Source organism: Lentibacillus populi, from assembly GCA_014642895.1.
Taxonomy (GTDB): Bacteria; Bacillota; Bacilli; order Bacillales; family Amphibacillaceae; genus Lentibacillus_C; species Lentibacillus_C populi.
Window position 1 is genome coordinate 18,910 of the sequence record BMJD01000031.1, and the last position, 25,269, is coordinate 44,178.

The window sequence follows — 25,269 nt, forward strand, 5'->3', positions numbered from 1 at the left end:
TTATACGAAATGGCTGAACATGCAAATTGTATTTTCGGCCATTTCCTTTTCCACTTGCCAGGCGTGGATAAAAATGGCACTTTCTTAAATGTCACTTATTTGTCATGACTATGATCTTTCTTTTCCAGCAAAATGGTTTATACTATCTGTAAAGTGTAAATAGGTTTATTTCAACTATTATCCTTATTGCTTAATTCCGCTCATAATGGGGAAACTTAGGGGTAGTAGTTAAAAGATATAATAGACTTTGATCAGTAGTGAGCAAATGAGCAGGGAGGTTTTATCGTGATGAATGTTGATCCGGTCTTGATGAGCAGGTTGATTACAACGATGACGCTTGGCTTTCATATCATATTCGCAACGCTTGGAGTAGGGATCCCATTAATGATCTCGATTGCAGAATTCATAGGAGTCAAGAAAAAGGACCCGCACTATAGGATGCTAGCCAGGCGCTGGGCACGCGGCTTTGTGATTACAGTTGCAGTTGGTGTTGTAACCGGAACCGCTATTGGTTTGCAATTATCGCTTGTATGGCCGGAATTTATGCAGGTTGCTGGCAATGTGATTAGTCTGCCGTTGTTTATGGAAGTGTTTGCGTTTTTCTTTGAGGCCATTTTTCTTGGCATGTATTTATACACTTGGGATCGGTTTAAAAAGCCGTTCACCCACTGGTTGTTATCGCTACCGGTTGTCATAGGCGGCGGGCTTTCCGCGATATTTATTACTACTGTTAATGCCTTTATGAACACACCGGAAGGATTCACAATGGCAAATGGCGCGTTTGCAGCGGTCAATCCAATTACCGCAATGTTTAATCCAGCCACCCCATCTAAAGTGTTTCATGTATTAACTTCGGCGTATGTAACGTGTGCGGCTATTCTTGCAGCAATTTCTGCCTTTATGATGTTACGAAAAAAAGCTTCTGACTATCATAAAAAGGCATTAAAGCTTACCGTTACAGTTACGTTCATATTTGCATCCCTAACCGCTATAGCCGGAGACCTGTCGGCTAAATTTCTTGCTGAACACCAATCAGAAAAATTGGCTGCAGCTGAATGGCACTTTGAAACAGAAAAAGGGGCAGACTTGATAATGTTTGGCTGGCTTGACGAGCAGAACGAACCGAGGTACGAGTTTCGGTTCCCTAAATTGTTGAGCTTTCTGGCACACAGCGACTTTAATAGTGAAGTAACAGGGTTGGAGGAATTTCCTGAAGAAGTAAGACCACCGCTTTGGATCCATTATATGTTTGACTTAATGACCGCTATTGGCATTTTTCTTTTAGCAGTGTCAATGCTTTATCTCATCTTAAGTAAGGTGAAAAAGTGGAATGAACATAATAAAGGTCTGCTTATATTAATTTTTCTATCTGGACCATTAGCATTTTTGGCGATCGAGTTTGGCTGGATTCTTGCCGAAGAGGGCCGCCAGCCGTGGATTATTCGGGGCTATATGACGGTAGAGGAGGCCGCAACATCCTCCCCTTATATTGGACTGATGTTCTGGTTGTTTTTAGGTTTGTATATCGTGTTGGGAACACTTTGTACTGTGACTTTACGGAAAATGTTTCGTTCGAATCCTGCTGAAGAGGAATTGGAAAAATTGTACCCAACGATAGAAAAGGGTGATGATTCATGAGTTATGAAATGATTGGAATTACCGTTTTATGGATTTTTCTCTACGGTTATCTGATCGTAGCTTCCGTAGACTTTGGCGCGGGATTCTATGCATATTACGCCAAAATTACGAAGAAAGATCATGTGATGAATCAATTAATTTCCAGATATTTATCACCGGTATGGGAAGTGACGAACGTATTTTTCGTATTCTTCTTTGTCGGTGTCGTCGGGTTCTTTCCAGATACCGCTCATTATTACGGTACCGCGCTGCTGGTTCCGGGAAGTATTGCGATTATACTGCTGGCGATTCGGGGTTCTTTTTATGCATTTGAAAATTATGGCTCAAAAAAGAGCAATGTATACATGTTTCTGTATGGCGCAACAGGTTTGTTGATTCCGGCATCATTGTCTATGGCATTAACATTATCAGAAGGTGGCTTTATCGTTGAAGAAAATGGGGTTGTTTCCCTGAAGTATTTCAAGTTATTTACCAATCCATATTCATGGAGTGTGGTATTTTTAGCGATCGTATCGGTGCTTTTTATCAGTGCTACATTTTTAACGTTTTATGCTGCAAGGGCAAATGACAGGCCGGCATTAACGCTCGTGAGGAAATACGCTTTATTTTGGAGTGTTCCAACGATCATTGCCAGTCTTACGGCATTTATTGCATTAAGTCAGCATAACCAAAGACATTATGAAGCAATGCTTGATTTATGGTGGATGTTCGGCTTATCTGTCGGATTTTTCCTGATTGCAATGGCCCTGCTTTATCAAGGAAAACATTATGGACTTGCTTTTATAAGCGTGATGTTCCAATTCTTCTTTGCCTTTTTCGGCTATGGAGCGGGACATTTGCCATATATCCTTGATCCGTATATTACGATTACAGAGGGTGCTACACATCAGTCAATGGGATTTGCATTGATAGTTGCATTTATTGCGGGATTGTGTTTGTTAATTCCCTCCTTGATTTTATTAATGAGGCTGTTTTTATTCGATGCGGATTACGTGAAAGGCAAAAGATAATAGTGTAACTAACATTTGACGATTTTAAAATAGGGGAATTGATCAATGGTGCGTAATTTAAAAGAAGTAGCATTTAAACAGAAAAGCAGTCTGGTTTTTTTGCTGATTTTAGCTGTCATAACCAGTGGGGCTATTATTGGACAGGCTTATCTTTTTGTCCGGATTGTTGATGGTGTTTTTTTACAAGGGCAATCCTATAAAGCGATCCTGCCATTTTTGGTGGGATTGCTGATCGTTCTGTTGATAAGAACCATATCTGCTTATGTAAGTAGTCGGACAGGTGTAAGGATGGCTGCAATAGCAAAGGCTGATTTTCGCAAGGCCCTTTTAAATAAATACGCAAGTAACCCTGTACAGGCCTCATTACGTGGGCAATCGGGTGAAAGAGTGAGTGTTATGATGGACGCTGTTGATCAAGTGGATAGCTATTTTAGTCAATACATTCCACAAGTGATGCGCACTTCCTTTATTCCGCTTTTCATTCTGATTGTGGTCTTTACGCAGCATGTCAATACGGGCCTGATTATGACTATTACAGCACCGTTTATTCCAATTTTTATGGTCATTATTGGTATGCAAACGAAGAAAAAGTCAGAAGAGCAGATGGAGCAGCTTGGGGCATTTTCAGGCCGGTTTCTTGATATTTTACAGGGGCTTGTCACACTTAAATTATTTGGACGGGCAACACAGCAAAAACAAGCGATCGAACAAAGCAGTATCGGGTTTCGTGATGCGACCATGAAGATCTTAAAGATTGCCTTTACTTCGTCGTTCATGTTAGAGCTGATTTCAATGCTCAGTATCGGGATTATTGCCCTTGAGGTATCTATCCAATTAATTATTTATGAAAGCATTTCCTTTTTTATCGGTTTCTTCGTATTAGTGCTTGCACCCGAGTTTTATAATGCTTTAAAGGAACTGGGAAGTGCTTTTCATAACGGAAAAAGCAGTATGGGTGCAGCCAATAAGGTGTTTGCTGAATTAGCTGAAAAAGACTCTGGCGTTCAATGGGAGAATCAAAGCTTGCAAATAGAGTCGACCCCGCCAGCTATTGTATTACAAGACGCAGGCTTTAGCTATGGAGAAGAACAGTTTGCCTTAAAGAATATAAACGCAGAGATACCGTCATACGGGCAAATTGCCATTGTCGGCGAGAGTGGGTCGGGGAAAACAACACTATTACATTTGCTCGCTGGATTAGTTGCGCCGTCAACCGGAAGTATTCTTGTTAATGGGCAGCCGTTATCAGTTTACAAAGAAAAGGACTGGTTTAATCAATTGAGTTATATTTCGCAGCATCCGTATATTTTCTCCGGTACGATAGCAGAAAACATTGCCATCGGCGGGAATCATGATGCATCCCGTAGTGAAGTAGAGCAGGCTGCTGAGCAGGCGGGAATTGCGGAGATGATTCAATCACTTGATGCAGGGTATGATACAGCTATCGGGGAGGCGGGCAGAGGACTTTCGGGCGGTGAAAAACAGCGGGTTGCCCTGGCAAGAGCGTTTTTGAAGCAGCCATCGGTGATTCTTTTTGATGAACCAACCACCGGGCTTGATCTTTATACAGAACGAATGTTACAACGTTCGATGAGGCAATTGTCCAAGAATGCTACAGTAATTACCGTTGCCCACCGTCTTCATACTATTAAGCATTCAGATAGCATTCTTTTCCTGGAAAATGGCCGGTTGATTGCAGCTGGTACCCATCATCAGCTGATGAACACAGTGGCAGCATATCGTGACATGGTGTCGGTTCAACAGGGAGGGATTGCAGAATAATGAAAGATTTAGCAATTGTTGTTAAGTTAATGATGGCGGAAAAAAAGGATATTTTTTATTCGATTCTGTTTGGCTTTGTTGCTGGTATAGCTGCTGTCGGGCTTTTTGCTGCAAGTGGATACTTGATTTCCAAAGCAGCCTTGGCCCCTCCTATTTATGCGTTAATTATTTTAACGTCTACAGTGAAGCTGCTCGGTTTTACCAAGGCGATTAGCCGTTATCTGGAGCGGTATTTTTCCCACCGGGCGACATTTACGATTTTAAGTAATTTGCGTATTTTTTTCTTTGAAAAACTGGAACCATTAGCCCCGGGAATTTTGCAAAATTACCGAAGCGGGGATCTGCTGGCGCGAATTGTTGGCGATGTGGAACGTTTACAGAATTTCTTTTTACGAATTTTTTATCCACCGATTGTGTTGACGATCGTGTTTTTGAGTACCATTCTATTCACATCCTTCTTTTCTATTTATGCAGCGCTCGCCTTACTTATTGGACTTATAATAACAGTTTTTGTTGTCCCTGTATTATTTGCAGTGAGGCAGGCGAAAATTGCCAGTCGAATACGCGAGGGAAGGGGAGAACTATCGACGGAGGTTACTGAATTTCTCCACGGTTTTCGTGATTTGAAAATCTACCAGAAGCTAGAGGAGAAAGAGCGATCACTAATCCATTCATCTGAGGCGTATATTAAAGAGCAAGAACAGGAAGGCATCAACATGATGTATAGCCAATCTGTAAATACGTTTATATCACTAATAGTATCGTGGTTTATCCTGGCGCTGGGTGCCTATTTTGTAGTGGAAGGCGAGCTGGAAGGGATATTCCTTGCGATGCTTGTAATGATTTCATTGACGGTTTTTGAGGATGCATCGCCAATGGCTGTTCTTCCTATCTATTTGCAAGACTGCAAACGAGCAGCAACTCGCCTATTCTCTATTGTTCGTGAGGAAAAAGTGGAGGAAGAGATACAGGAAGATCTGAAACAGCTGGAGCATCATAAAGCGCCCTCGATTGAATTGAATGATGTTACTTTCCGTTTTCCAGATGAATGGAGAACAGCTTTTCAAGATGTATCTTTACGTTTGCCAGCAGGTTCCAAGACAGCTATCGTTGGGCCGAGTGGCTCGGGGAAATCGACATTGTTACAGCTGCTTTTAAAAATATACAAGGCTGATCAGGGAAATATTTTATTCGATGGTGTTTCCATCGGCACAATTGATCAAACGAGCATCTGGAATGTAGCTAAAGTTGTTTTGCAGGAAAACCACTTTTTCTTTGGTACCGTCCGGGATAACTTGCTTTTGGCTAAAGATAACTTGACTGATGAACAGATGGAAAATGCACTAGCCAACGTGCGATTGGAGCATCTTTCCTTAGCTGATCCTATTTTTGAAAAGGGAGAAAATCTGTCAGGTGGTGAAAAACAAAGGCTGGCGATTGCCCGTGTAATGCTGAAGGGAGGGCGGCTCTGGCTGTTGGATGAGCCCACCTCGTCTATAGATGCTCTGACCGAGCAAGCCATTTATGAGCGGCTTTTTAAACAAGCGAAAGACGATACACTCGTATTAGTGAGCCATCGTTTAACTGGTCTGGAAAAAATGGATCAGATTATCGTAATGGAGCAAGGAAAGATTATTGAATCTGGTACATTTGCAGAACTAATTGAACGAAAAGGCTATTTTTACAAGATGAAAGAAATAGAAAAAGGTTTGCTGTAGTGCTTTTATTATTATAACCATTACTAATGAAACTTTTCCCCCTCCCATTCGTACTATTAAGGAGAAACCGGTTGAACATGGTTTGCTTCTTACTATAATTCGAGTATTATTGGAAAGGAAAGATTTAAGGGAAGGGGGATTACTTTGAATCTGAATAAATTGTTTCATGGCAATTCGTTCATTAAATGGAAAAAACCAATGAACTGGATTGGCTACATCATTCTTATTGTTATATTACTTGCCGTGATTGGTTTATCCTCCGTTAAAATATTGACGGATTACATATGGATGGATTCGCTTGGATTTGAGCAAGTATTTACAACGACTTTAGGAAGCAAAATAGTACTTGGTGCAATTGGATTTGTCCTATTTGCGGCTGGTACTTTTATCACATTGTACTGGATTTTGCAGTCATACTTACGTCATTTTGATCGTCATCAATTGCCCAAAATTTTGTTGACGCGAAAATGGATAATGCTTATCATGCTTGGTATTTCCATTTTTATTGGTTTATTTGGGAGTATGCTCACACAAGGATTTGGCTGGGAAAGAGCGTTGAAGCTAATCCACTATGCCTCTTTTGAACAAACGGATCCATATTTTAATCTGGATGTTTCGTTTTACATGTTTATATTGCCGTTTTTAAAATTTGTTGTCTCGCTACTATTGTCATTAACCATCTTTTTCTTGTTGATTGAAATCGGTGCGTACTCGGTATTCCACATGTACCGATTAAGCCGTTTCGCGCAATTGCACCTTGGGATAACACTTGCTGTAATTGGATTGTTATTAGCCGGGAATCATTTGCTGGCACCTTATGAGACCCTTTTAACTAGTAAGGTGAACCTTTTTCAGGACAGCGTAATTCATGGATTAAGTTACACCGATAAAGTTATTAACATCCCTAAGGCCTACGTGCTTGCATTTGCTGCAGTGGCCGGCTCCGTTTGGATGATTATCGCTTTAATACGCGGAAAATTGCGGTCGATGGTAACTCCTGCAGCCGTCTATATTGCGCTTTTGCTTGTAGGCCAGGGAGCTTCCGCTGTCGTACAGAATTTTATCGTTTCGCCAAATGAATTTGCCAAAGAAGGTCCTTATTTGAAACATAATTTGACATTAACGAGGGCTGCATATGACCTCGATAAGGTTAAAGAAAAGGAACACCCGGGAAATTATTCGCTTAGTGAAGCCATGATTGACCGGAATAAACAAACTATTGATAACATCCGGATGAACGATGCGAGACCGCTTTTGGAAGTATATAACCAATTACAGACGTTTCGAACGTACTATAAATTTAATGATGTTGACATTGATCGCTATCAGATAGATGGGGATTATGAACAGGTTTTTCTTGGATCGAGGGAACTTAGCACAGAGGATCTTCCGGATCAGGCAAAAACGTGGGTGAACCGTTATTTGCGCTATACGCATGGATATGGAGTTGCAATGAGCCACGTGAACCAGGTTACCGAACAGGGGCAGCCGGAATATATGATGAAGAATCTCCCCCCGGAGGGTGTGTTGGATATTAAACGTCCACAAATCTACTTTGGGGAGGAATCCTATCAAAATGTAATTGTGAACAGTAAAGTTGATGAATTTGATTATCCTTCAGGGGATGAAAATGAGGAAACCCGGTTTGAGGCTGACAGTGGAATTCCGCTGAAGGGCATTAAACGACTATTGTTTGCGCTGAATGAAGGTTCTTTCCGGATGTTCGTATCGGATCAAATCACGGATGAAAGTCAATTACTTGACACAAGAAATATTATGGATCGCATTAAACGGATTGCGCCGTTCTTCTCCTATGACAAGGATCCGTATATTGTCGTTCGGGACGATGGAACGCTTGTCTGGATCGTTGATGCTTATTTGACAGCGGAACGTTATCCATACGCCGAGCCTTATCAGGGCGATTCGAATTATATACGAAACCCGGTAAAGGTGAGTGTTGATGCATATACTGGTGAAGTGAAATTTTATGTCGTTCAGCCAGATGATCCATTGATGCAAACGTATCAAAATATCTTCCCGCAGTTATTTACGACAGACATACCAGAAGACATTCAGGCACATTTCCGGTACCCTGAGAAGCTATTCAAGGTTCAAGCTTCCATGTACGGAACCTATCATATGAAAAATTTGGAGGTATTTTATAATCGGGAGGATTTTTGGCAGTTCCCAACGGAGAAATATTTTAATGAAGATATCGAAATGGAACCGTATTATATGACAATGAAGCTGCAGGAGGAAGATCAGGAAGAGTTTATTTTAATGATGCCATACACTCCGAAAAAGCGGCAAAATATGATTGCCTGGATGGGAGTTCGTAATGACGGTGACCATTACGGAGAGTTGTTTGTCTACCGCTTTCCCAAGCAGAAGAATATTTACGGTCCACAGCAAATTGAAAATCGGATCAATCAGGACAGTGATATTTCCAAGCAATTGAATTTATGGTCGCAGGGTGGATCCGATGTTATTCGCGGCAATTTGCTTGCAGTTCCAATTGAAGATACGCTCTTGTATGTGGAGCCGATTTATATTGAATCGTCCAATGCCACGTCACTTCCAGAAGTCAAGCGGGTTGTTTTGGCTTATGGTGACAAGATCGTGATGGAAAAAGACTTTAAAACAGCACTTGATAGTATGCTGGATTTAATTGATCCTAAGCGCCAAAAAGATGGTAAGCAGGATGATAAAAGTGATGCCAATAAACAAGAGGAGCCTGCACAGCCACTTACAAAAGCAGATGAACAATTGCAGGAGTTTGCCGATCTATTTGATGCTTATCAGAAAGCATTATCAGATGGAAATTGGGAGGAAGCCGGAAAACTTATGACTGAAATGGAGTCTAAGCTGAAGGAATATAAGTAATCGTAGAAGATAGATTTCGGAAAGCAAAGTCAGGGGAATCGGCAAACGGCCGGTTCCCCTGACTTTAGATGTGCTTGGTATGTGACGGAGAAGTTCCGTAAAACGATCGAGCCCCGCGGGAAATTGGAAAGGTGCCGTTAAATTCATAGGCTAAGCTGTCAGCTAATATTTTATTCGGTGGTAGTTATACAAATCTCCTATTCAATGCCCCCGAATTTGTTAAACGCCCCATGCATAACAGGACCAACGTACTCGTTCAGCTTCCATCCGTGTGCAATTGCTGCTGCAACAAAATCTTTGGCAGCGGCAACGGATTCTTCTACTGATTTTCCATTGGCGAGATTAGCTGTAATGGCAGCGGCAAACGAACAACCTGCCCCATGATTATAGGTTGTGGAAATTTTCTTCTCTTCAAGCAGAGTAAATTCCTTGCCATCATAAAAAAGGTCAATAGCTTTTTCATGATCCAGTGCTTTTCCACCTTTGATGACAACCGTTTTGGCACCAAGTTCATGTATTTTTACTGCAGCATCTTTCATGCCGTCAATTGTTTTAATTGGCCCCGTTTGCGCGAGCTGTCCAGCCTCAAACAAATTTGGTGTTGTGATGGTTGCGCGGGGAAGCAGTAATTCACGCATTGCATCGGTATTTTCCGGCTGCAGTACTTCGTCTTCACCTTTACAGACCATTACGGGGTCAATGACAACTTTATCCAAGTTGAATTCATCTATTTTCCGTGCACCAAGTTCGATGATTTCTACTGAGCCAAGCATACCGGTTTTCATAGCATCGATTTTTACAGATAGGATGGTGTTCAATTGTTTTTCTACGACATCGACATCAATTGGGTATACATCATGACTCCAGCCATTATCCGGATCCATCGTTACAATAGATGTAAGGGCGTTCATGCCGTATACTCCAAGCTCCTGGAAGGTTTTTAAATCTGCTTGAATGCCAGCCCCGCCGCTTGAATCAGAACCAGCAAGTGTAAGTGTTTTTTTCATTGCCATATAAATTCCCCCCTATTATTTAATATAAATAGGATATAACAAATTCCCTGTAAATTAAAGAATTATTGTTTACAGTTCTTGTCGGGTATTATAGTGAGGGGAACTTATAAGTTGAATTACAATATATTGCATTTCTCTGTAAAGTCTAGTAATATATAAACCACTAATATATTGCATATACGTGCAGTAGATCCAGAAGCACAAACACAACTTAGAGGGGCAGATTGTATTGAAAACTAAACTATCATTCTCATCTTATTTCGTAGTCGGGGTCATGTTGTTTGCATTATTTTTTGGTGCGGGAAACCTTATTTTCCCAGCACAGCTCGGACAAAATGCTGGAACGAATATATGGCCGGCAGTAATTGGTTTTTTGATTACTGGGGTTGGACTACCGTTACTTGGAATTTTAGCAATGGGTTTTTCGGGAAGCCGGAATTTGCAGGAGCTGGCAACCAGGGTTAATCCAGTCTACGCAATCTTTTTTACTTCCCTGCTTTATTTGACGATAGGTCCATTCTTCGCGGCACCACGGACAGGTACGGTTGCTTACGAGGTTGGCATTGCGCCATTTGTAGGGGAAGGATTTCAGCAAGGCGGTTTGTTACTGTTTACCTTATTGTTTTTTGCTGTTACCCTTTGGTTTTCATTAAATCCCGCAAAACTGGTTGATAATATCGGTAAAATATTAGCACCAGGAATTGTTATTCTGTTGGGAATTCTGTTATTCATGGTAATTACCCGACCAATGGGGGCTATTCAGTCACCGCAGGAGGCATACAATGAAGGGGCATTTATACAAGGCTTCCTGGAAGGATATAATACGATGGATGCACTTGCTTCCCTGGTATTCGGTATCATCGTTATCAACGCGATTCGTGCAATGGGTATTTCATCAAATCGTGGAATACTTCATGCAACAGCAAAGTCGGGACTTGTTGCAATTGCATTACTAGGTGTTATTTATGTTGGAATTGCTTATTTAGGAGCTACGAGTACAGAAGCCTTTGGGATTTTTACGACCGGGGGACCGGTTCTAAGCAGTGCAGCATCGTATTACTTTGGAACATTGGGCTCTATTCTGCTGGCAGTTGTGATTATATTAGCCTGTTTGACAACGAGCATCGGACTGACAACGGCTTGTGCGGAATATTTTCACACGTTATTTCCAAAATTCAGCTATAAAATGTTTGTTGTATTATTTGCGACATTAACATTTGTGATCGCAAACTTTGGACTTGCCAACATTATTACTTATTCGGTTCCGGTTTTAATGTTTCTCTATCCACTGGCAATCGTCCTAATGCTTTTAACATTTTTGTCACCGCTGTTTAATCATTCACGTGTTGTCTATGTTTCTGCAACAGTTGTTACGTTTATAATTAGTATTTTTGATGGATTGAAATCGCTTTGTGATTCACTCGGGATAGATTATTTTGGATGGATGACACCGATTGTTTCCTTCTATGAGCGGGCGCTGCCAATGTACAATCAAGGACTTGGATGGCTGCTTCCAGCTCTGGCAGTCATAGTGATTACGGGTGCTATGATTCGTATCCAACGATTATCTACAGCAAATGCATAAAGTGAAACTTCATTTGGTGGGGGTTTCCTTACCTCCCCCACCAAATGTTAGTTGAACAGAATCGGACCTTTATGGGCAGTTAATCCCCCACTTACTTTTCATTGCTACATTCGAAAATTGATGTGGGGGTTTTACTGCCCGTTAAGGCGGGATAAAAATGGCCGGTCCTCTTTTTTGATAAATAGAGGGTCGGCTTATATATTTAATCAGAATTTTTAAAGTAAAACTCATCAATCGCCCGAAGCCAATTTTCCTTCATAATTTTAGCTGCTTTTTCACTATCACGTTCTTTCATGAGTTTTATAATTGCCGCATGTTCATCGATTGATTTCTCCGTTAAGACAATTGAATTGTGAAAGAATAGTCTCCTGACATGGGCCTGCAGTGATGCAACGATCGAGCTAATATACTGGTTATTTGCAGTATCAACAATGATTTGATGAAATTCCTCATCAATTTTTAGTGCAGAATAATAATTTTCCGAACGGATAGCTTCGGCAAAACGCTCATTTGTTGTTTCAAGTAATGCAGTAATTTTATCCGTTAGCTGAGCAATGGCCAATTCAGCGGATAATGCTTGTAACGCGGCTAAGGGTGGAAGAAGCTCATTGATCGATTTTTTTCTGACTTCTGTTACTTGTGTTGCCTTTCCCGGGTACATTTTAACAAAGCCATTTACTTCAAGCAGCTGTAGAGATTCACGGATTGGTGTTCTGCTGACACCTAGTGCTTCGGCAAGTTCAGTGTCGTTCAATTTTTCTCCTGGCTGCAGTGTCCCATCTATAATCCATTGTTGAAGCTGGCTGAAGGCATTTTCTTTTGCTGATTTGCGGACTGGTTTGGTAAGATCGGAGGGTATCGGCATATCAATTCATCCTTATTAAATAAATTTTTAGGTGGGCCACCTATATTATACATGAAAAACAATTGTATGGGAATATGCAATATATCAGGATACACTACTACCTTTAGAAAATGGCAGCTTGGGAAACGCGATTAATTGACAGCAATAAAAGGATGTGATATTAAAATAATAGAGCTTAGCACTCGTATAGTCAGAGTGCTAAAATGGTTATATAAACAATTGAAAGGGAGAAGCGGCATGGTAAAAAAAGAGTTTAAAGCAGAATCTAAGCGGCTGTTGGAATTGATGATTAACTCGATTTATTCGCAGCGTGAAGTATTTTTACGAGAGCTGATTTCGAACGCTAGTGATGCGATTGATAAAATTTATTATCAAGCATTAACGGATGACAATTTAAGTTTTAATAAAGAAAATTACTATATAAGAGTGGAAGCAGATAAAGAAAATAGAACACTGAAGGTTATCGATACCGGAATTGGTATGACCAAAGAAGAACTGGAAAATAATTTAGGTACCATTGCCAAGAGTGGTTCGTTGGCTTTTAAAGATGCAAATGAATTAAAGGATGGCTATGACATTATTGGCCAGTTTGGTGTCGGATTTTATGCCGCCTTTATGGTAGCGGACGTTGTTACGGTGGAAAGTAAGGCATACGGTAGTGATGAGGCATATAAATGGGAATCCAAAGGCATCGACGGCTATACGATTACGCCAGTTGAAAAGGATCAGTTAGGTACAACGATTACTTTAAAAATAAAAGAGAATACCGATGATGAAAACTATGATGAGTTTCTGGAAGAATATCGTTTAAAAGCAATTATCAAAAAATATTCCGATTTTATTCGTTATCCGATCAAAATGGATGTAACGGAAAGCAAGCTGAAAGAAGGCAGTGAAGACGAATATGAGGACCATATTGAGGAACAAACAATTAATAGTATGGTTCCAATCTGGAAGAAGAACAAAAATGAGCTGACCGAGGAAGATTATGAGAACTTTTATCAGGAAAAACGGTATGGATTTGATAAACCGTTAAAGCATATTCATCTTAATATTGATGGAACAGTACGGTATAACGCTATTTTGTATATCCCGGAAAATAGACCTTACGATTATTATTCACAGGATTATGAAAAAGGGCTGGAGCTATACTCTAATGGTGTTTTAATTATGGAAAAATGTGCCGATCTCATCCCGGATCACTTCAGCTTTGTAAAAGGAATGGTAGATTCTGAGGATTTATCGTTAAACATCTCGAGGGAAATGCTGCAGCATGACAGGCAGTTGAAATTAATTGCGAAAAATATTACTAAAAAGGTTAAAAATCAGCTGCTAAGTTTGCAAAGGGATGACCGGGAAAAGTATGAAAAATTCTATGAATCCTTTGGCAGACAGCTGAAATTCGGTGTATACAATAACTTTGGCCAAAACAAAGAAACATTGCAGGATTTACTGATGTTTTATTCTTCCAAAGAAAAGAAAATGGTAACGTTGGACGAGTACGTTTCCAGAATGCCGGAAGAACAAAAGTATATCTATTATGCTGCAGGGGAATCGAATGAACGGATTGAAAAGCTGCCACAGACTGAAATGGTAAAAGATAAAGGCTTTGAAATCTTATATTTCACCGAGGAAGTCGATGAATTTGCGATTAAAATGTTGATGAACTATAAAGAAAAAGAATTTAAATCGATATCTAGTGGCGATTTAGGTATTGATGAGGATGAAACGGAAGAAAGCAGCGAAAAAGCAGAGAAGGACAATAAAGAGTTATTTGCAGCGATGAAAACTATTTTAGCCGATAACGTAAAGGAAGTAAGGGCATCCAAACGGTTAAAATCACATCCTGTATGTCTAGCTGCTGATGGGGAAATATCGCTGGAAATGGAAAAGGTAATCAATGCCATGCCGGATAACCAGCAAATCAAGGCTGATAAGGTGCTGGAAATCAACGTAAATCATGAGGTGTTCCAATCGTTAAAAGATGCGTTTGCAGCAGATAATGGCAAATTGGATCTATACACTAAACTATTGTTTAACCAAGCACTACTGATTGAGGGAATGCCAATTAACGATCCGGTTGAATTTACGAACGACATTTGTAAAGTAATGGTTTCTTAATTCCTGACTAGAAGAAGATCAATGCGATCACTGCGTTGATCTTCTTTTTTTACATAAACTTGGACGGGTGCAGAATGGACTTCATTGATTGCCTGCCATTTGCCCAAGCGGCCCATTTTCATTGATTATATCCTGGATGCTGTAAACGGAGATTGGAAACATTGGAAAGCCGACATAATACGGTGTGATTTCGTATGGCTGAAAATAAAGAACAAGGGCTTTGTCAGCAATGTAATAGTCCTGGTCAGGTTCTATTCCTTTAAACGTATCCAAGAGATCCAGATTCCGTTCCTGAATTTGCTTTTGGACAATCTCTGACAGTACGTCCACATAATCACTGCCAGGCTTAAACAAGTCTTTTAGATTAAAGTTTTTGCCAGTTTGCGTATCGAAGGTTAGTGACTTCATGATAGTTAACCCGTGTGCGTAATGATAAGCGATTGCATAATTTGTGGAGGAGAGGCTAAGTACATTTCTTTCGTTCGTTTTGATTTCATAATTACCGATCATCTCAGTAAATGAATCCGCACCTTGCTTCTGGTATTGCAGATTAATCAATGTTTGTACCTGTTGAACGATTTCCTGGTTAATTTGTTGCTGTACCTCGGGGTTTTGTAAACCAAATAGTTGTGGGTAATGGATGGTGGTACCTTGTTGTTGATAAAGCATTGTTCGGATTGAAACAGGTAAAGGCTGATTAGCCATTTCACATCATTCCTTTTATGAAGGTTATGATGTATCTTATTCACGGTCTAGGATAATGTCCATATTTTAAATGATGTGATGATGCTATCGGCATAGTCAAAGTAAAAACCAGGGATCGCTATCCCTGGTTTTTACAAAGAGACTGTTTTTTAAGGGGGTAGGAAAGTATAAAATTCCAGGTCTATTCAGCTTGCACCCGGGGTAGGCCACGTCCGGCTCCAGCGCCTTAGTTCAATCAATAAGGATCAGCGTCATGACCTTTTTCAACAGCTTGCTGTGGAGCTTTTTCGCTATCTTTATTACCAATTGGATTTTTGCTTGATCCGTCTTTTGCGGCAGTTGCTAAACCTTCACGTAAACGACGGCCGTATTCTTCATCTGCTTCTTCAGCTAGTGCAATCATTTTATCCTGGATTCGCTTGTCACATTGGGAAAGGTCACCTACCAGATTGGAAATGAGTTCGTCCCTTTCCCATTCCTCAAAGTTGCGATAGGTCTCTCCCGCCTGTTTCGTATTACTCTGGCGGTCAATTGATTCTCGGACAAGGTTTCCTTCTACTTTTGGTGTATATTCTTTGCCAATTTGCTCAGCTTCTTTTAAACCACCCAAAATCGAAGGCTCGTAGTTAATGTGCGGGTTTCCTTTAGGATGTTCAGCCTGATAACGCATTTGGCCGCCTTCCTGGTTTGTTGCGACACGTTTTTTGGCAGCGTTGATCGGCAGCTGCAAGTAGTTGGAGCCAACGCGATAACGTTGTGTATCAGAATAAGAAAATGTTCTGCCTTGCAGCATTTTGTCATCAGAGAAATCCAGTCCGTCAACAAGAACCCCTGTGCCAAATGCTGCTTGCTCTACTTCGGTGAAAAAATTTTCCGGATTCTTATTTAGCACCATTCGCCCAACTGGAAGCCATGGGAAGTGATCTGCCGGCCATAGTTTGGTGTCATCAAGCGGGTCAAAATCCAGTTCCGGGTGTTCATCATCACTCATGATCTGCACAAACAATTCCCATTCGGGATAGTCCCCTTTTTCAATTGCCTCATATAAATCTTGTGTGGCATGACTGAAGTTAGTTGCCTGGATCTCATTTGCTTCTTTCACCGTCAAATTTTTAATGCCTTGCTTCGGTTCCCAATGATATTTGACAAGAACCGCTTCACCGTCTTTATTTACCCATTTGTACGTATTCACTCCAGACCCTTGCATCATTCGGTAATTTGCTGGAATACCCCATGGGGAGTAGACAAATGTCACCATATGAAAGGATTCCGGTGAATTCGAGCAGAAATCGAAAAACTGTTCACTGTCTGGAACATTAGAAACGGGATCTGGCCTAAAGGCATGAATCATGTCAGGGAATTTCATTGCGTCACGAATAAAGAAGATTTTTAAATTGTTGCCAACTAAATCCCAGTTCCCATCCTCTGTGTAAAATTTGACCGCAAATCCGCGTGGGTCTCTGACTGTTTCCGGGGAATGTCTGCCATGTATTACCGTTGAGAAACGTACGAAGACAGGAGTTTGTTTTCCTTTTTCCTGAAAAACCTTTGCCCGTGTATATTTTGCAACTGGTTCATCCCCAACAGTTCCATATGTTTCGAAATAACCATGAGCACCGGCTCCGCGAGCATGGACAACTCGTTCAGGAACGGGTTCCCTGTCGAAATGGCTGATTTTTTCAATGAAATCATAATTCTCTAATGTAGCAGGCCCTCGTTTGCCAACCGTCCTGACATTTTGATTGTTCGTAACTGGATGTCCCTGTCTGTTCGTTAACGTATCTTTGTTCTCGATGTTCGTCTGATGGTTATCATGATTTGGCTGATCTTTCATTATGTTCATCTCGCTTTCTGTTACTATTTTTCCAATACTAATATCCACCCATATACTACCCAAAAGGCGGTGAATCATTCTTATTTTTGCTCTGATGTAGTAAAAAAGCGGAACATCAACAAGAAATTAGAGGAATTCCCGCTTATTAAAAAGAAAAAATCACTGATCAAACACAAAAAGCCGCTGATCAAGCGGACTTGACTAGCCAAACGGAAATATCAACTGAATAGTGAGGTTAGTCGGTCAATAAAAAGACGGGTGATTTCCTTTTTAAGGCTATTCGCGACGCCCTTTCCTGCTTCAACCGCGCAAAACAGTTCGCCTTGAATACCTTGGTCAAGGAAAAACGTTCGGGCCAGAATAGGCGGGAAAAATCGATCCATTTAGACATCAAGGAAAAATTTCAATTGGACGATTATTACGCCAACAGTGCTATTCAAGCTGCCAAGGCCCAATTAAAAAGTCTGGACGAGCTGAAAAAAATCTATATCGAAAATAAGTCAGCACAAATCCGTTCTATCAAACGGAAGCTAAAACAGGAACGCTCCAGATTAACCACCTTAATGCTGTTGCCTTAGTGATTGGCGGATTTATTGGATATAACAAGCGGGATATCGAAGGATCATAGGGACAGTCATAAAATGAATGATCGCCTGCACATATTCGTGCAGGCGATCATTCATTTACCCTCTCATTCTTTCCAATAACTCGCTCTTATCCTTTAATTTTAGTTTTCCCAGAAGATTACGGAGTGGATCCCGGGCAATTAAATAAACCCCTACCGAAATAAATACGGAGGCCATGCCGAAAAGAAATCCAGCAAGCACATCTGTTGGATAATGAACCCCAAGGTAAATACGGGTTACCATGATGAACAAAATCCATGCCAATGTTATAAAAGCTATAATAAATTTTGTCCATCCTTTTTTCACGGCAAGGAACAGCAGCAAACCGATTAAACCATAAAAGATAGTCGTTGCGGTCGCATGTCCACTTGGAAAGCTTTCATTTGTCTTTGTAATAAGCTGCAGATATTCAGGACGATCCCGATCAACCAGATGTTTAAGAAGTTTAACTGCAATAGCTGCACAGACGAGAATTGTCCCGCCTAACCAAAGACCTTCCGCATACTTTCGCTTGAAAAAGAGTACAATAACGAGGATGATGGTCAATGCAATGACAAGCCTGATATTTCCTAACTCGGTTATTTTCATAATAAAGGATGTTTTTCCGTTAGATACGTAGGATTGGAAATGGTCAATCCAAGTTAAATCAAAGGTATGAACCCAGCTGCTATCAACATACACACCCCAGCTAATAACGCCGAATAATAACAAAAACACGATTCCCGTCAGGATAAATGGATACGCAGTTAGTTCTTTTATTTTCAACATGTTGCCCTTCTTTCTTAATCTATGAAAATAGCTACCATTTTATATTATCAGTTTTTGTTTGGAAAACAATCGACAAAATGAATTCCAACAATTTTGATAATGGAAATGCTATAATATTTATTGTAGCTTACCTAAATATGTTTCGATAGGAGTATCAGAAAAATGGGTAGTCATGTGACAGTATTAAATTTTGACCAGACGTACCGTAAGCAGGCATTTCTTCAAACAGAAAATTGTCAGTGGCTTGACCTTGAAGGGATACCAGGTACTAATTTGTTTTGTGAAAAAGATGGTTTATTTCTGATTGAACAGAAACTCAAGCAGAGCGGTATAAATCAGATGACATTTTTGGGAAGCGGAAATTACCATTATGTTTCCTTCCTGTTATTATCAGTGATACAAAAGCCTTTTACATTAGTTTTATTCGATCATCATACGGACATGTTTCCAAGTCCGAATGAATCTTTAATTTCATGCGGATCATGGGTGCGCGAATCAGTAAAAAAACTCCCCTTGCTTGAGAAGGTCATCCTTATTGGTGTAAAGGAGGACTGGAAGCAGCAAATACCGTCTGCTATGGTGGAAAAAGTAGCGGTATATTCGGAACAATCCCTTCATACCAGCGAATCCACTATTTTAAAATCTATCATGGATGAAATACCTACAGATTCCGTTTATATAAGCGTTGATAAGGATGTTCTTGACTCAAGAGATGCGGTAACAGCTTGGGATCACGGGACATTGAGACTGCAACCGCTTATTGGAATGGTGAAAGAAATTATTCGGGAAAAGGCGTTTTGTGGTATTGACATTTGTGGTGAATATCCAATTACCCCAGCTAATGAATATCATCAACAAACAATCGAGGCAGTAAACAAAAATGAATATGCGAATCGTGTTATTTGGGAATGCTTAAAGCAAACTTGCATGTAAGTATTGGATATCAGCAAGTTTTAAAAATTTTTATCACACTACCTTGCATTAAACAGTACTATATGATAAATTAACGTTTGACAGATACTGTTCATAGCAAGGTAGTGAAGATTGTTAAGATGAGGTGACAATAGTGAATGTACAATTTAAGAAGGGTATTTTGGAAATTTGTGTCCTTGTATTATTAGAGAAACAGGATTGCTACGGCTACGAATTGGTACAAAGGATCTCAGATAAAATTGAAATTGCCGAAGGTTCCATGTACCCGCTGCTACGGAGATTAACAAAAGAAGGTTATTTTACAACCTACTTGCAAGAATCTTCTGAGGGGCCATCGCGTAAATATTATAAGCTCACAGATAAAGGAAAGGATTATCTTCATGAACAAATGCAGGAGTGGAAGGAATTTTCCAATGCTGTCAATCAATTAATCGAAGAAGGTGTGCAAAACAATGACTGAAAAGCAATTTATGGATCAATTAAATGCTTCTTTAAAAAAGCTTTCAACAGAAGAAAAGCAAGATATTTTGCAGGATTATCAAGAGCATTTTGCTATTGGCAAAGCAGAGGGGAAAACGGAAGAGCAAATTGCCGATGCGCTTGGCTCGCCAAATAAAATAGCCAGAGAACTGCTTGCAATGTATCACTTGGAAAAGGCGGAGACGAATGTAACCGCCGGAAATATGTTTCGCGCGGTTTGGGCAGGAATCGGACTAGGATTTTTCAATCTAATTATCGTACTTGGGCCTTTTATTGCTTTGCTGGCAGTTGTTGCTGCCGGTTGGGTGATTGGATTAGCCTTTAGTTTATCACCGCTTCTTGTTTTAATAAATGTTGTTATTTATCCCGGATCATTTGTGCTTTTTGACTTATTTGCCTCGATAGCGCTATGCGGATTAGGGCTACTGATTACAATTGGCATGTATCATCTGACAAACATACTAACGCGTGGATTTATCCGCTATCTGAAACTGAATACCTCCCTCGTGAAAGGTGGTTTAACTAATGATTAACATGAAAGGTTTATCTATTATTGGTGTCCTGCTTTTGGCTGTTGGAATTATAGGGGTCGTCCTAACCTATCATTCCGCTTTTCAAAAGGAATCTATTTCAGAAAAGAAAATGATAGCGGATGACCAATTTAAGACGATCGATATCCAAACAGACAATTCTACAGTAGAATTCATTGCTACCGACGATTCGGAGCCAAGAGCAGAATTGACGGGAAAACGGCTTAAAAACGGTACAGAAAAATTCACAGTTGATGTAACCAACCATATACTTTCCATAAAGTTAGCTGATGAACAACGCAAACTTTTTAGCTTTGATTTCTTTTCACCATCCTTAACGCTAAAGGTATATGTACCGGAAAAACAATATCATTCGCTAATTGTGTCGAATGATAACGGGAAAATTTTTGTAAATCATGTAAATGCCGATGAAATAAATGCTGTGACATCAAACGGCCGGCTGGAATTTAACGAAATCACTGGCTCCAAGCTAAATGCAAAAACAAGTAATGGACGAATTAAGCTGACAGGACTCGAGGTTAAAGAAGTGGATGTCCACTCCGATAATGGAACAGTGGAATTAAAGCAAGCTGCGGCATCGATTATTCGTTCAGAAACCGATAATGGAAAAATTACGATGGACGATGTAAACGGTGAAATTGTGGGTAAAACAAATAATGGACGTATTTCACTTTCCATCCATGATCTGAATCAGCCGCTCGAATTAGAATCGAATAATGGGAGGATCAATGTTGCGGCGGAAAAAGCTCCTCAAAATGCAACGTTTATTGTGAAAACGGGTAATGGTAAAGTGAATATATTAAATAAATACGATGGCAGCACAATAATTGGCAATGGGGATAACGTCATAAAGTTGACTACTGATAATGGGAGTATTACAGTTGTGAGTGATAAATAGGAACGATCACCGATTAGAAACCAAAGGATGACATGAAATGACTGAATATGAACGAAAGGTATATGAAGAGATTCAAGCCTGGGAAAGAAAAATAGTAAAGCAATCGGGTCTGTTTAACCGGCTGTCAAAAAAAGCGCAGACAAAGTTAAATGGGATGATACCGGAAAAGGTTCATCGTGTGATAACGGAGAGTATCAAAAACATGGTCAAAGCAACGCTGTTTGGTTCTAACCTGATTCAAAACAAAGGACAATCAGCAGGGATGGGCTTGCAGGAACGTGATGTACTTCTTCAGGAAAAGTTAGCCACCTATCGAAAGACCGCTGTTGTTGAGGGAGCCGGAACTGGTGCTGGTGGTATTTTTCTTGGGATTGCCGATTTTCCGCTTTTATTATCGATAAAAATGAAGTTTTTGTTCGATGCCGCTGCTGTATACGGATTTGATGCGAATAAATATGAAGAACGCTTGTTTATCCTGCACGTGTTTCAGCTTGCTTTCTCAAATGACGAGAAACGAAGAGAAACGCTTCATATATTGAAAAATTGGGAGATAGAAAAGGAAAAGCTCGTCGATATGGATTGGCGAGCATTTCAGCAAGAATACCGGGATTATATTGATCTGGTAAAAATGCTTCAGCTCGTCCCGGGATTCGGAGCGATTGTAGGAGCCTATGCAAACTATAATCTTCTCGACCAATTGGGGGAAACGGCGATGAATATATACCGAATGCGAATTTTAGCAACAAAGCCCCGGGACTATTAGGAAAACATTGCAGCTCCTATTGGATTTGCAATAGGAGCTGCTTATTCCTTGATCCTCAATCCCAGTAATCTGGCAAATCCAATTGCTTGATCCGCTGATACTATGCATCCTTCCAAATCATTTATCGTGATATTCAACCGTTCAAATTTACAGGTGCTCAAATCAATTCCGTTTAATGGGGCATTCGCAAACGTCGCCTCATTTAAATGACATTGCTGGAATTGAATATTTTTTAACGCACATTCGTAAAAGTCACTTGCATCCATAGAGCATTCCTGAAATAGTACTTGTTTTAATCTGGCAAATCGAAATGAACTTAAATTGGCGTGACACGTAGTAAACATGACATTTCCTAACGTCGCTTCAGAAAGATCAATACCGAGCATTTTTGATTCTCTAAACTCTACCCGATGGATAATTCCGCCACTGAAGTCCGCATTAGAAAGGTCGCAGTGCGTAAAAATGACGTCGGTTAATTCAATGTCCCGAAATACCACTTCTTCAAATAAGACATTTTTAAATATAACCTGGTCAAAGGCCAAGCGATTCATTTCTTCCCCGGTAATGGAGCAATCTTTTATGGTAATTCCCTTGAAAAAAGGATCGTCGCTAATTGAAAAAGTTTCTTCAGGTAGTTCATGGGGGAGTTTTGGTTGTTGTAATGTATATTTTTTTGTCATCCGCATTGCACTTCCCATCATTTTATTTACTACTATCATTGCATATCAATGCATAAACTGCAAAACGGCTTGTTGCCAAAACATATAGAAAGGAACACGTTCAACTATTTATGAATATTCTAGATTGATCTTTATTTTTAACTAAGGGGGGTGTCTCTGTTGGCGATAAAACCACCGATACTGCAAAGTGGTGATACGATCGGTATTGTTACGCTCGGAAGCCCGTTACCTGCCAGCGTAATAAACAGTAGAATTGAAACGGTGAGGAGCCTTGGGTTTCAGGTTGTGTTAGGTGACTATGTCTATGCGGAAGATGGCTTTCTTGCAGGTACGGATCAAGAACGTGCTTCTGACTTGATGAATATGTTTGCCGATGACCAAGTGAAAATGATCTTGCCTTCAAGAGGTGGTGTTGGTGTCGCAGGGATACTTCCTTATCTTGATTTCACTTTTATCCAAAACCACCCAAAAATTCTAACCGGCTACAGTGACATTACCGTTTTACAAAATGTCCTGGCCCAGTATGCAAATTTAATTACATTCCAAAGTCTGTTGCTGATTGATTTTACCATGAACACGCCAGCTTATAATTATAATCAGTTTTTTTCTGCAACATCAGTATTAAGCGCACAAAGACAAATACAAAATCCTCCTGGAATCCCGCAAATAAGCAGAGTCCCGGGCAATGTGACCGGATCTATTGTTGGAGGCAACCTCACATCATTTGTAGGTACGCTTGGAACCCCTTACGAAATTGATACGAAAGGGAAAATCCTGCTGCTGGAAGAAACGCACGAGCCAATTAACACGGTTTACAGATATCTTAACCATCTTAAATTGGCAGGAAAATTTCAGGATTGCATTGGGATTGTACTTGGAGAATGTACGGAATGCCCGGTTGCTTACGGAACCTCCTATGAAGATCTGATTAATGATTTCCTTGTGCCACTTGGTAAACCATTGATGACCAATGTTACGACTGCACATGGCACGTATAAAGCGGCAATTCCAATTGGTGCAACCGTTAACCTGGATACGGTGAATAATACGTTGACAGTAATGGAGCCTGTGATTAGTTTGACTTAGTAGCTGTAACGCAGGTTAAAAAATATACTTTCAGAGTTTTTATGCTTATTTAGGTTTTTGGTAAAACATGATAAACTAAGCTTTGTTATCATACCGGTAAAGCTACCTATCCATTAGCATAATAAAACTGAGGTGATCTTTTGGAAAAATGGGATCTATACGATTATGACCGTAATAAGATTGGAAAGACACATACACGAGGTGAGCCACTGCCTGAAGGATGCTATCATATCGTTGTTCATGTATGGATTCAAAATGATCGGGGGAAACTCCTGCTATCAAAGCGGCATCCGAACAAGCATTATGGAAACCTGTGGGAGTGTACAGGGGGCTCCGTATTGACCGGGGAAACCAGCTTGGAAGGTGCTTTAAGAGAGACAAAAGAAGAACTGGGCATTGAGCTGAATCCAGAAAGTGGACAACTTCTTTTTAGCGAAGTGAGAAGCAATCACCATTCCGACAACTGGCTGTTTATCTCCAACGCTAAGCTTAATGATCTGGAATTTCAACCTGACGAAGTAATCGATGCTAAATGGGTAAGCAAAGATACATATGAAAAGATGATCCAAAAAGGGGAAATCGTTCCTACTCTGCAAAATTTTTTTAGTTTGTTGTCACGAAGCTAAAAGGAGGGTTAACCCTCCTTTTAGTGCAATTCCATTGTAACCAGAAAAACATCCTCATAGTCGGTAGCCTGCTGAATATCTTGCTCAGTTTCAATGCTTTGATAGGTAGTTATTCCATTTTTATCAGAATATACAGTAGAAGCAACGATTTTCTTCTTGTCTATAACAAGAGGCGCTGGTAATCCAGTTGGACCAGAGGCGTAAGACGTTGTTTCAATAGGAATAGCCTCTGATGTAAATGTTGATTGTTCGGCCGTATCTACCCCATTCGACATAATCGAGGAAGTCCATTGTACATGTTGATCGTCTATTTGCTGTGGAATGAATATGATACGAACGGGATCTTGCCCTTTTGATGGATCAATCGCCGTATTGAAGTCCAGTACGTGCCGATTAAATGTGCCATTCGTATAATAATCAACTGTACTATGTATTTCCTGAAGATCATCGTTATTTACTTCCAGGTCAAATGCGAATGCACCACCACTCATCAGATCAAGCAGGCCATTTTCAAATTCGGTTAAGTCAGCATCATTAAGCTGTGCATCCCCTTTTAGATCATTGCCACATGCGTTTAGGACAAAAACTAAACTTAACATAACCATTAAGCTAAATCGTTTCATGTATTCAGCCCCTTATAAAAAAGTATAAATATCTCAAACAAAAAAGAAAATTATAGCCTGCTGTTCATTTAGATAGCAGGC

At 40.2% G+C, this 25,269-nt stretch carries 22 protein-coding genes; 15 read left to right on the plus strand and 7 right to left on the minus strand.

Going from position 1 to position 25,269, the window contains the following annotated elements; translation table 11 throughout:
- Positions 1-288: 288 nt before the first annotated feature.
- From IEX12_RS16185 to IEX12_RS16205, 5 genes are all read left to right on the plus strand, one after another.
- Complete coding sequence (locus IEX12_RS16185; protein WP_188725498.1) at positions 289-1,638, plus strand: cytochrome ubiquinol oxidase subunit I; 1,350 nt, start codon at positions 289-291, stop codon at positions 1,636-1,638.
- The gene (locus IEX12_RS16190; RefSeq protein WP_102416062.1) at positions 1,635-2,648 is read left to right on the plus strand and encodes a cytochrome d ubiquinol oxidase subunit II; all 1,014 of its coding nucleotides are present in this window, start codon (positions 1,635-1,637) and stop codon (positions 2,646-2,648) included. Before IEX12_RS16185 ends, IEX12_RS16190 begins: the two co-directional genes overlap by 4 nt.
- A 48-nt stretch (positions 2,649-2,696) precedes the next feature.
- On the plus strand, positions 2,697-4,430 hold the full coding sequence (gene cydD, locus IEX12_RS16195) for a thiol reductant ABC exporter subunit CydD (RefSeq protein ID WP_102416376.1): 1,734 nt from the start codon (positions 2,697-2,699) through the stop codon (positions 4,428-4,430).
- Positions 4,430-6,148: a thiol reductant ABC exporter subunit CydC gene (gene cydC, locus IEX12_RS16200; protein WP_088051340.1), complete on the plus strand. Its 1,719-nt coding sequence runs from the start codon at positions 4,430-4,432 to the stop codon at positions 6,146-6,148. Before cydD ends, cydC begins: the two co-directional genes overlap by 1 nt.
- Before the next feature lie 198 nt (positions 6,149-6,346).
- Entirely contained in the window at positions 6,347-9,031 is a 2,685-nt protein-coding gene (locus IEX12_RS16205) for a UPF0182 family membrane protein (protein ID WP_088053448.1), read from the plus strand.
- A 197-nt stretch (positions 9,032-9,228) separates the two neighbouring features.
- Here the strand turns inward: IEX12_RS16205 and pdxK are convergent, their stop codons facing one another.
- Positions 9,229-10,044 carry a pyridoxine/pyridoxal/pyridoxamine kinase gene (gene pdxK, locus IEX12_RS16210; RefSeq protein WP_188725496.1) on the minus strand — a complete coding sequence of 272 codons (816 nt, stop codon included), beginning with the start codon at positions 10,042-10,044 and terminating at the stop codon, positions 9,229-9,231.
- 229 nt (positions 10,045-10,273) lie between these two features.
- Here pdxK and brnQ point away from each other — a divergent pair, with 229 nt between their 5' ends.
- Positions 10,274-11,629 (plus strand): branched-chain amino acid transport system II carrier protein, encoded by a 1,356-nt coding sequence (brnQ, locus tag IEX12_RS16215; RefSeq protein ID WP_088051338.1) that lies wholly within the window; start codon positions 10,274-10,276, stop codon positions 11,627-11,629.
- Positions 11,630-11,831: 202 nt separating this feature from the next.
- Here brnQ and IEX12_RS16220 read toward each other — a convergent pair whose 3' ends face one another.
- Entirely contained in the window at positions 11,832-12,494 is a 663-nt protein-coding gene (locus tag IEX12_RS16220) for a GntR family transcriptional regulator (RefSeq protein ID WP_088051337.1), read from the minus strand.
- A gap of 237 nt (positions 12,495-12,731) precedes the next feature.
- On the opposite strand from IEX12_RS16220, the gene htpG reads away from it, so the two are divergent.
- The gene (gene htpG, locus IEX12_RS16225) at positions 12,732-14,615 is read left to right on the plus strand and encodes a molecular chaperone HtpG (protein ID WP_088051336.1); all 1,884 of its coding nucleotides are present in this window, start codon (positions 12,732-12,734) and stop codon (positions 14,613-14,615) included.
- Between the two features lie 81 nt (positions 14,616-14,696).
- Here htpG and IEX12_RS16230 read toward each other — a convergent pair whose 3' ends face one another.
- Both IEX12_RS16230 and IEX12_RS16235 read right to left on the minus strand, forming a co-directional pair.
- Entirely contained in the window at positions 14,697-15,320 is a 624-nt protein-coding gene (locus IEX12_RS16230) for a DUF3298 and DUF4163 domain-containing protein (protein ID WP_088051335.1), read from the minus strand.
- A gap of 235 nt (positions 15,321-15,555) precedes the next feature.
- Positions 15,556-17,154 (minus strand): catalase, encoded by a 1,599-nt coding sequence (locus IEX12_RS16235; RefSeq protein ID WP_088053447.1) that lies wholly within the window; start codon positions 17,152-17,154, stop codon positions 15,556-15,558.
- Between the two features lie 407 nt (positions 17,155-17,561).
- Here IEX12_RS16235 and IEX12_RS16240 point away from each other — a divergent pair, with 407 nt between their 5' ends.
- Entirely contained in the window at positions 17,562-17,732 is a 171-nt protein-coding gene (locus tag IEX12_RS16240) for a hypothetical protein (protein WP_155555031.1), read from the plus strand.
- 105 nt (positions 17,733-17,837) lie between these two features.
- On the opposite strand, the gene IEX12_RS16245 is transcribed toward IEX12_RS16240, so the two are convergent.
- Positions 17,838-18,548 (minus strand): phosphatase PAP2 family protein, encoded by a 711-nt coding sequence (locus IEX12_RS16245; protein WP_088051333.1) that lies wholly within the window; start codon positions 18,546-18,548, stop codon positions 17,838-17,840.
- Between the two features lie 162 nt (positions 18,549-18,710).
- On the opposite strand from IEX12_RS16245, the gene IEX12_RS16250 reads away from it, so the two are divergent.
- The 5 genes from IEX12_RS16250 to IEX12_RS16270 all read left to right on the plus strand — a co-directional run bounded on the left by IEX12_RS16250 (position 18,711) and on the right by IEX12_RS16270 (position 22,173).
- Positions 18,711-19,481 carry an arginase family protein gene (locus tag IEX12_RS16250; protein WP_088051332.1) on the plus strand — a complete coding sequence of 257 codons (771 nt, stop codon included), beginning with the start codon at positions 18,711-18,713 and terminating at the stop codon, positions 19,479-19,481.
- Between the two features lie 133 nt (positions 19,482-19,614).
- Positions 19,615-19,941 (plus strand): PadR family transcriptional regulator, encoded by a 327-nt coding sequence (locus IEX12_RS16255; protein WP_088051331.1) that lies wholly within the window; start codon positions 19,615-19,617, stop codon positions 19,939-19,941.
- The gene (locus IEX12_RS16260; protein ID WP_088051330.1) at positions 19,934-20,494 is read left to right on the plus strand and encodes an HAAS signaling domain-containing protein; all 561 of its coding nucleotides are present in this window, start codon (positions 19,934-19,936) and stop codon (positions 20,492-20,494) included. The genes IEX12_RS16255 and IEX12_RS16260 overlap by 8 nt, the downstream gene beginning before the upstream one ends.
- Positions 20,487-21,410, plus strand: coding sequence for a DUF4097 family beta strand repeat-containing protein (locus tag IEX12_RS16265; RefSeq protein ID WP_102416059.1), 924 nt, complete (start codon positions 20,487-20,489; stop codon positions 21,408-21,410). Before IEX12_RS16260 ends, IEX12_RS16265 begins: the two co-directional genes overlap by 8 nt.
- A gap of 37 nt (positions 21,411-21,447) precedes the next feature.
- Positions 21,448-22,173, plus strand: coding sequence for an EcsC family protein (locus IEX12_RS16270; RefSeq protein ID WP_088051328.1), 726 nt, complete (start codon positions 21,448-21,450; stop codon positions 22,171-22,173).
- A gap of 41 nt (positions 22,174-22,214) precedes the next feature.
- Here IEX12_RS16270 and IEX12_RS16275 read toward each other — a convergent pair whose 3' ends face one another.
- Positions 22,215-22,853: a pentapeptide repeat-containing protein gene (locus IEX12_RS16275; RefSeq protein WP_088051327.1), complete on the minus strand. Its 639-nt coding sequence runs from the start codon at positions 22,851-22,853 to the stop codon at positions 22,215-22,217.
- A 159-nt stretch (positions 22,854-23,012) separates the two neighbouring features.
- On the opposite strand from IEX12_RS16275, the gene IEX12_RS16280 reads away from it, so the two are divergent.
- Both IEX12_RS16280 and IEX12_RS16285 read left to right on the plus strand, forming a co-directional pair.
- Entirely contained in the window at positions 23,013-23,939 is a 927-nt protein-coding gene (locus IEX12_RS16280; RefSeq protein ID WP_102416058.1) for a S66 peptidase family protein, read from the plus strand.
- A gap of 140 nt (positions 23,940-24,079) precedes the next feature.
- The gene (locus tag IEX12_RS16285; protein ID WP_088051325.1) at positions 24,080-24,565 is read left to right on the plus strand and encodes an NUDIX hydrolase; all 486 of its coding nucleotides are present in this window, start codon (positions 24,080-24,082) and stop codon (positions 24,563-24,565) included.
- Between the two features lie 20 nt (positions 24,566-24,585).
- Here the strand turns inward: IEX12_RS16285 and IEX12_RS16290 are convergent, their stop codons facing one another.
- Entirely contained in the window at positions 24,586-25,188 is a 603-nt protein-coding gene (locus IEX12_RS16290; RefSeq protein ID WP_088051324.1) for a YgaN family protein, read from the minus strand.
- Positions 25,189-25,269 lie beyond the last annotated feature (81 nt).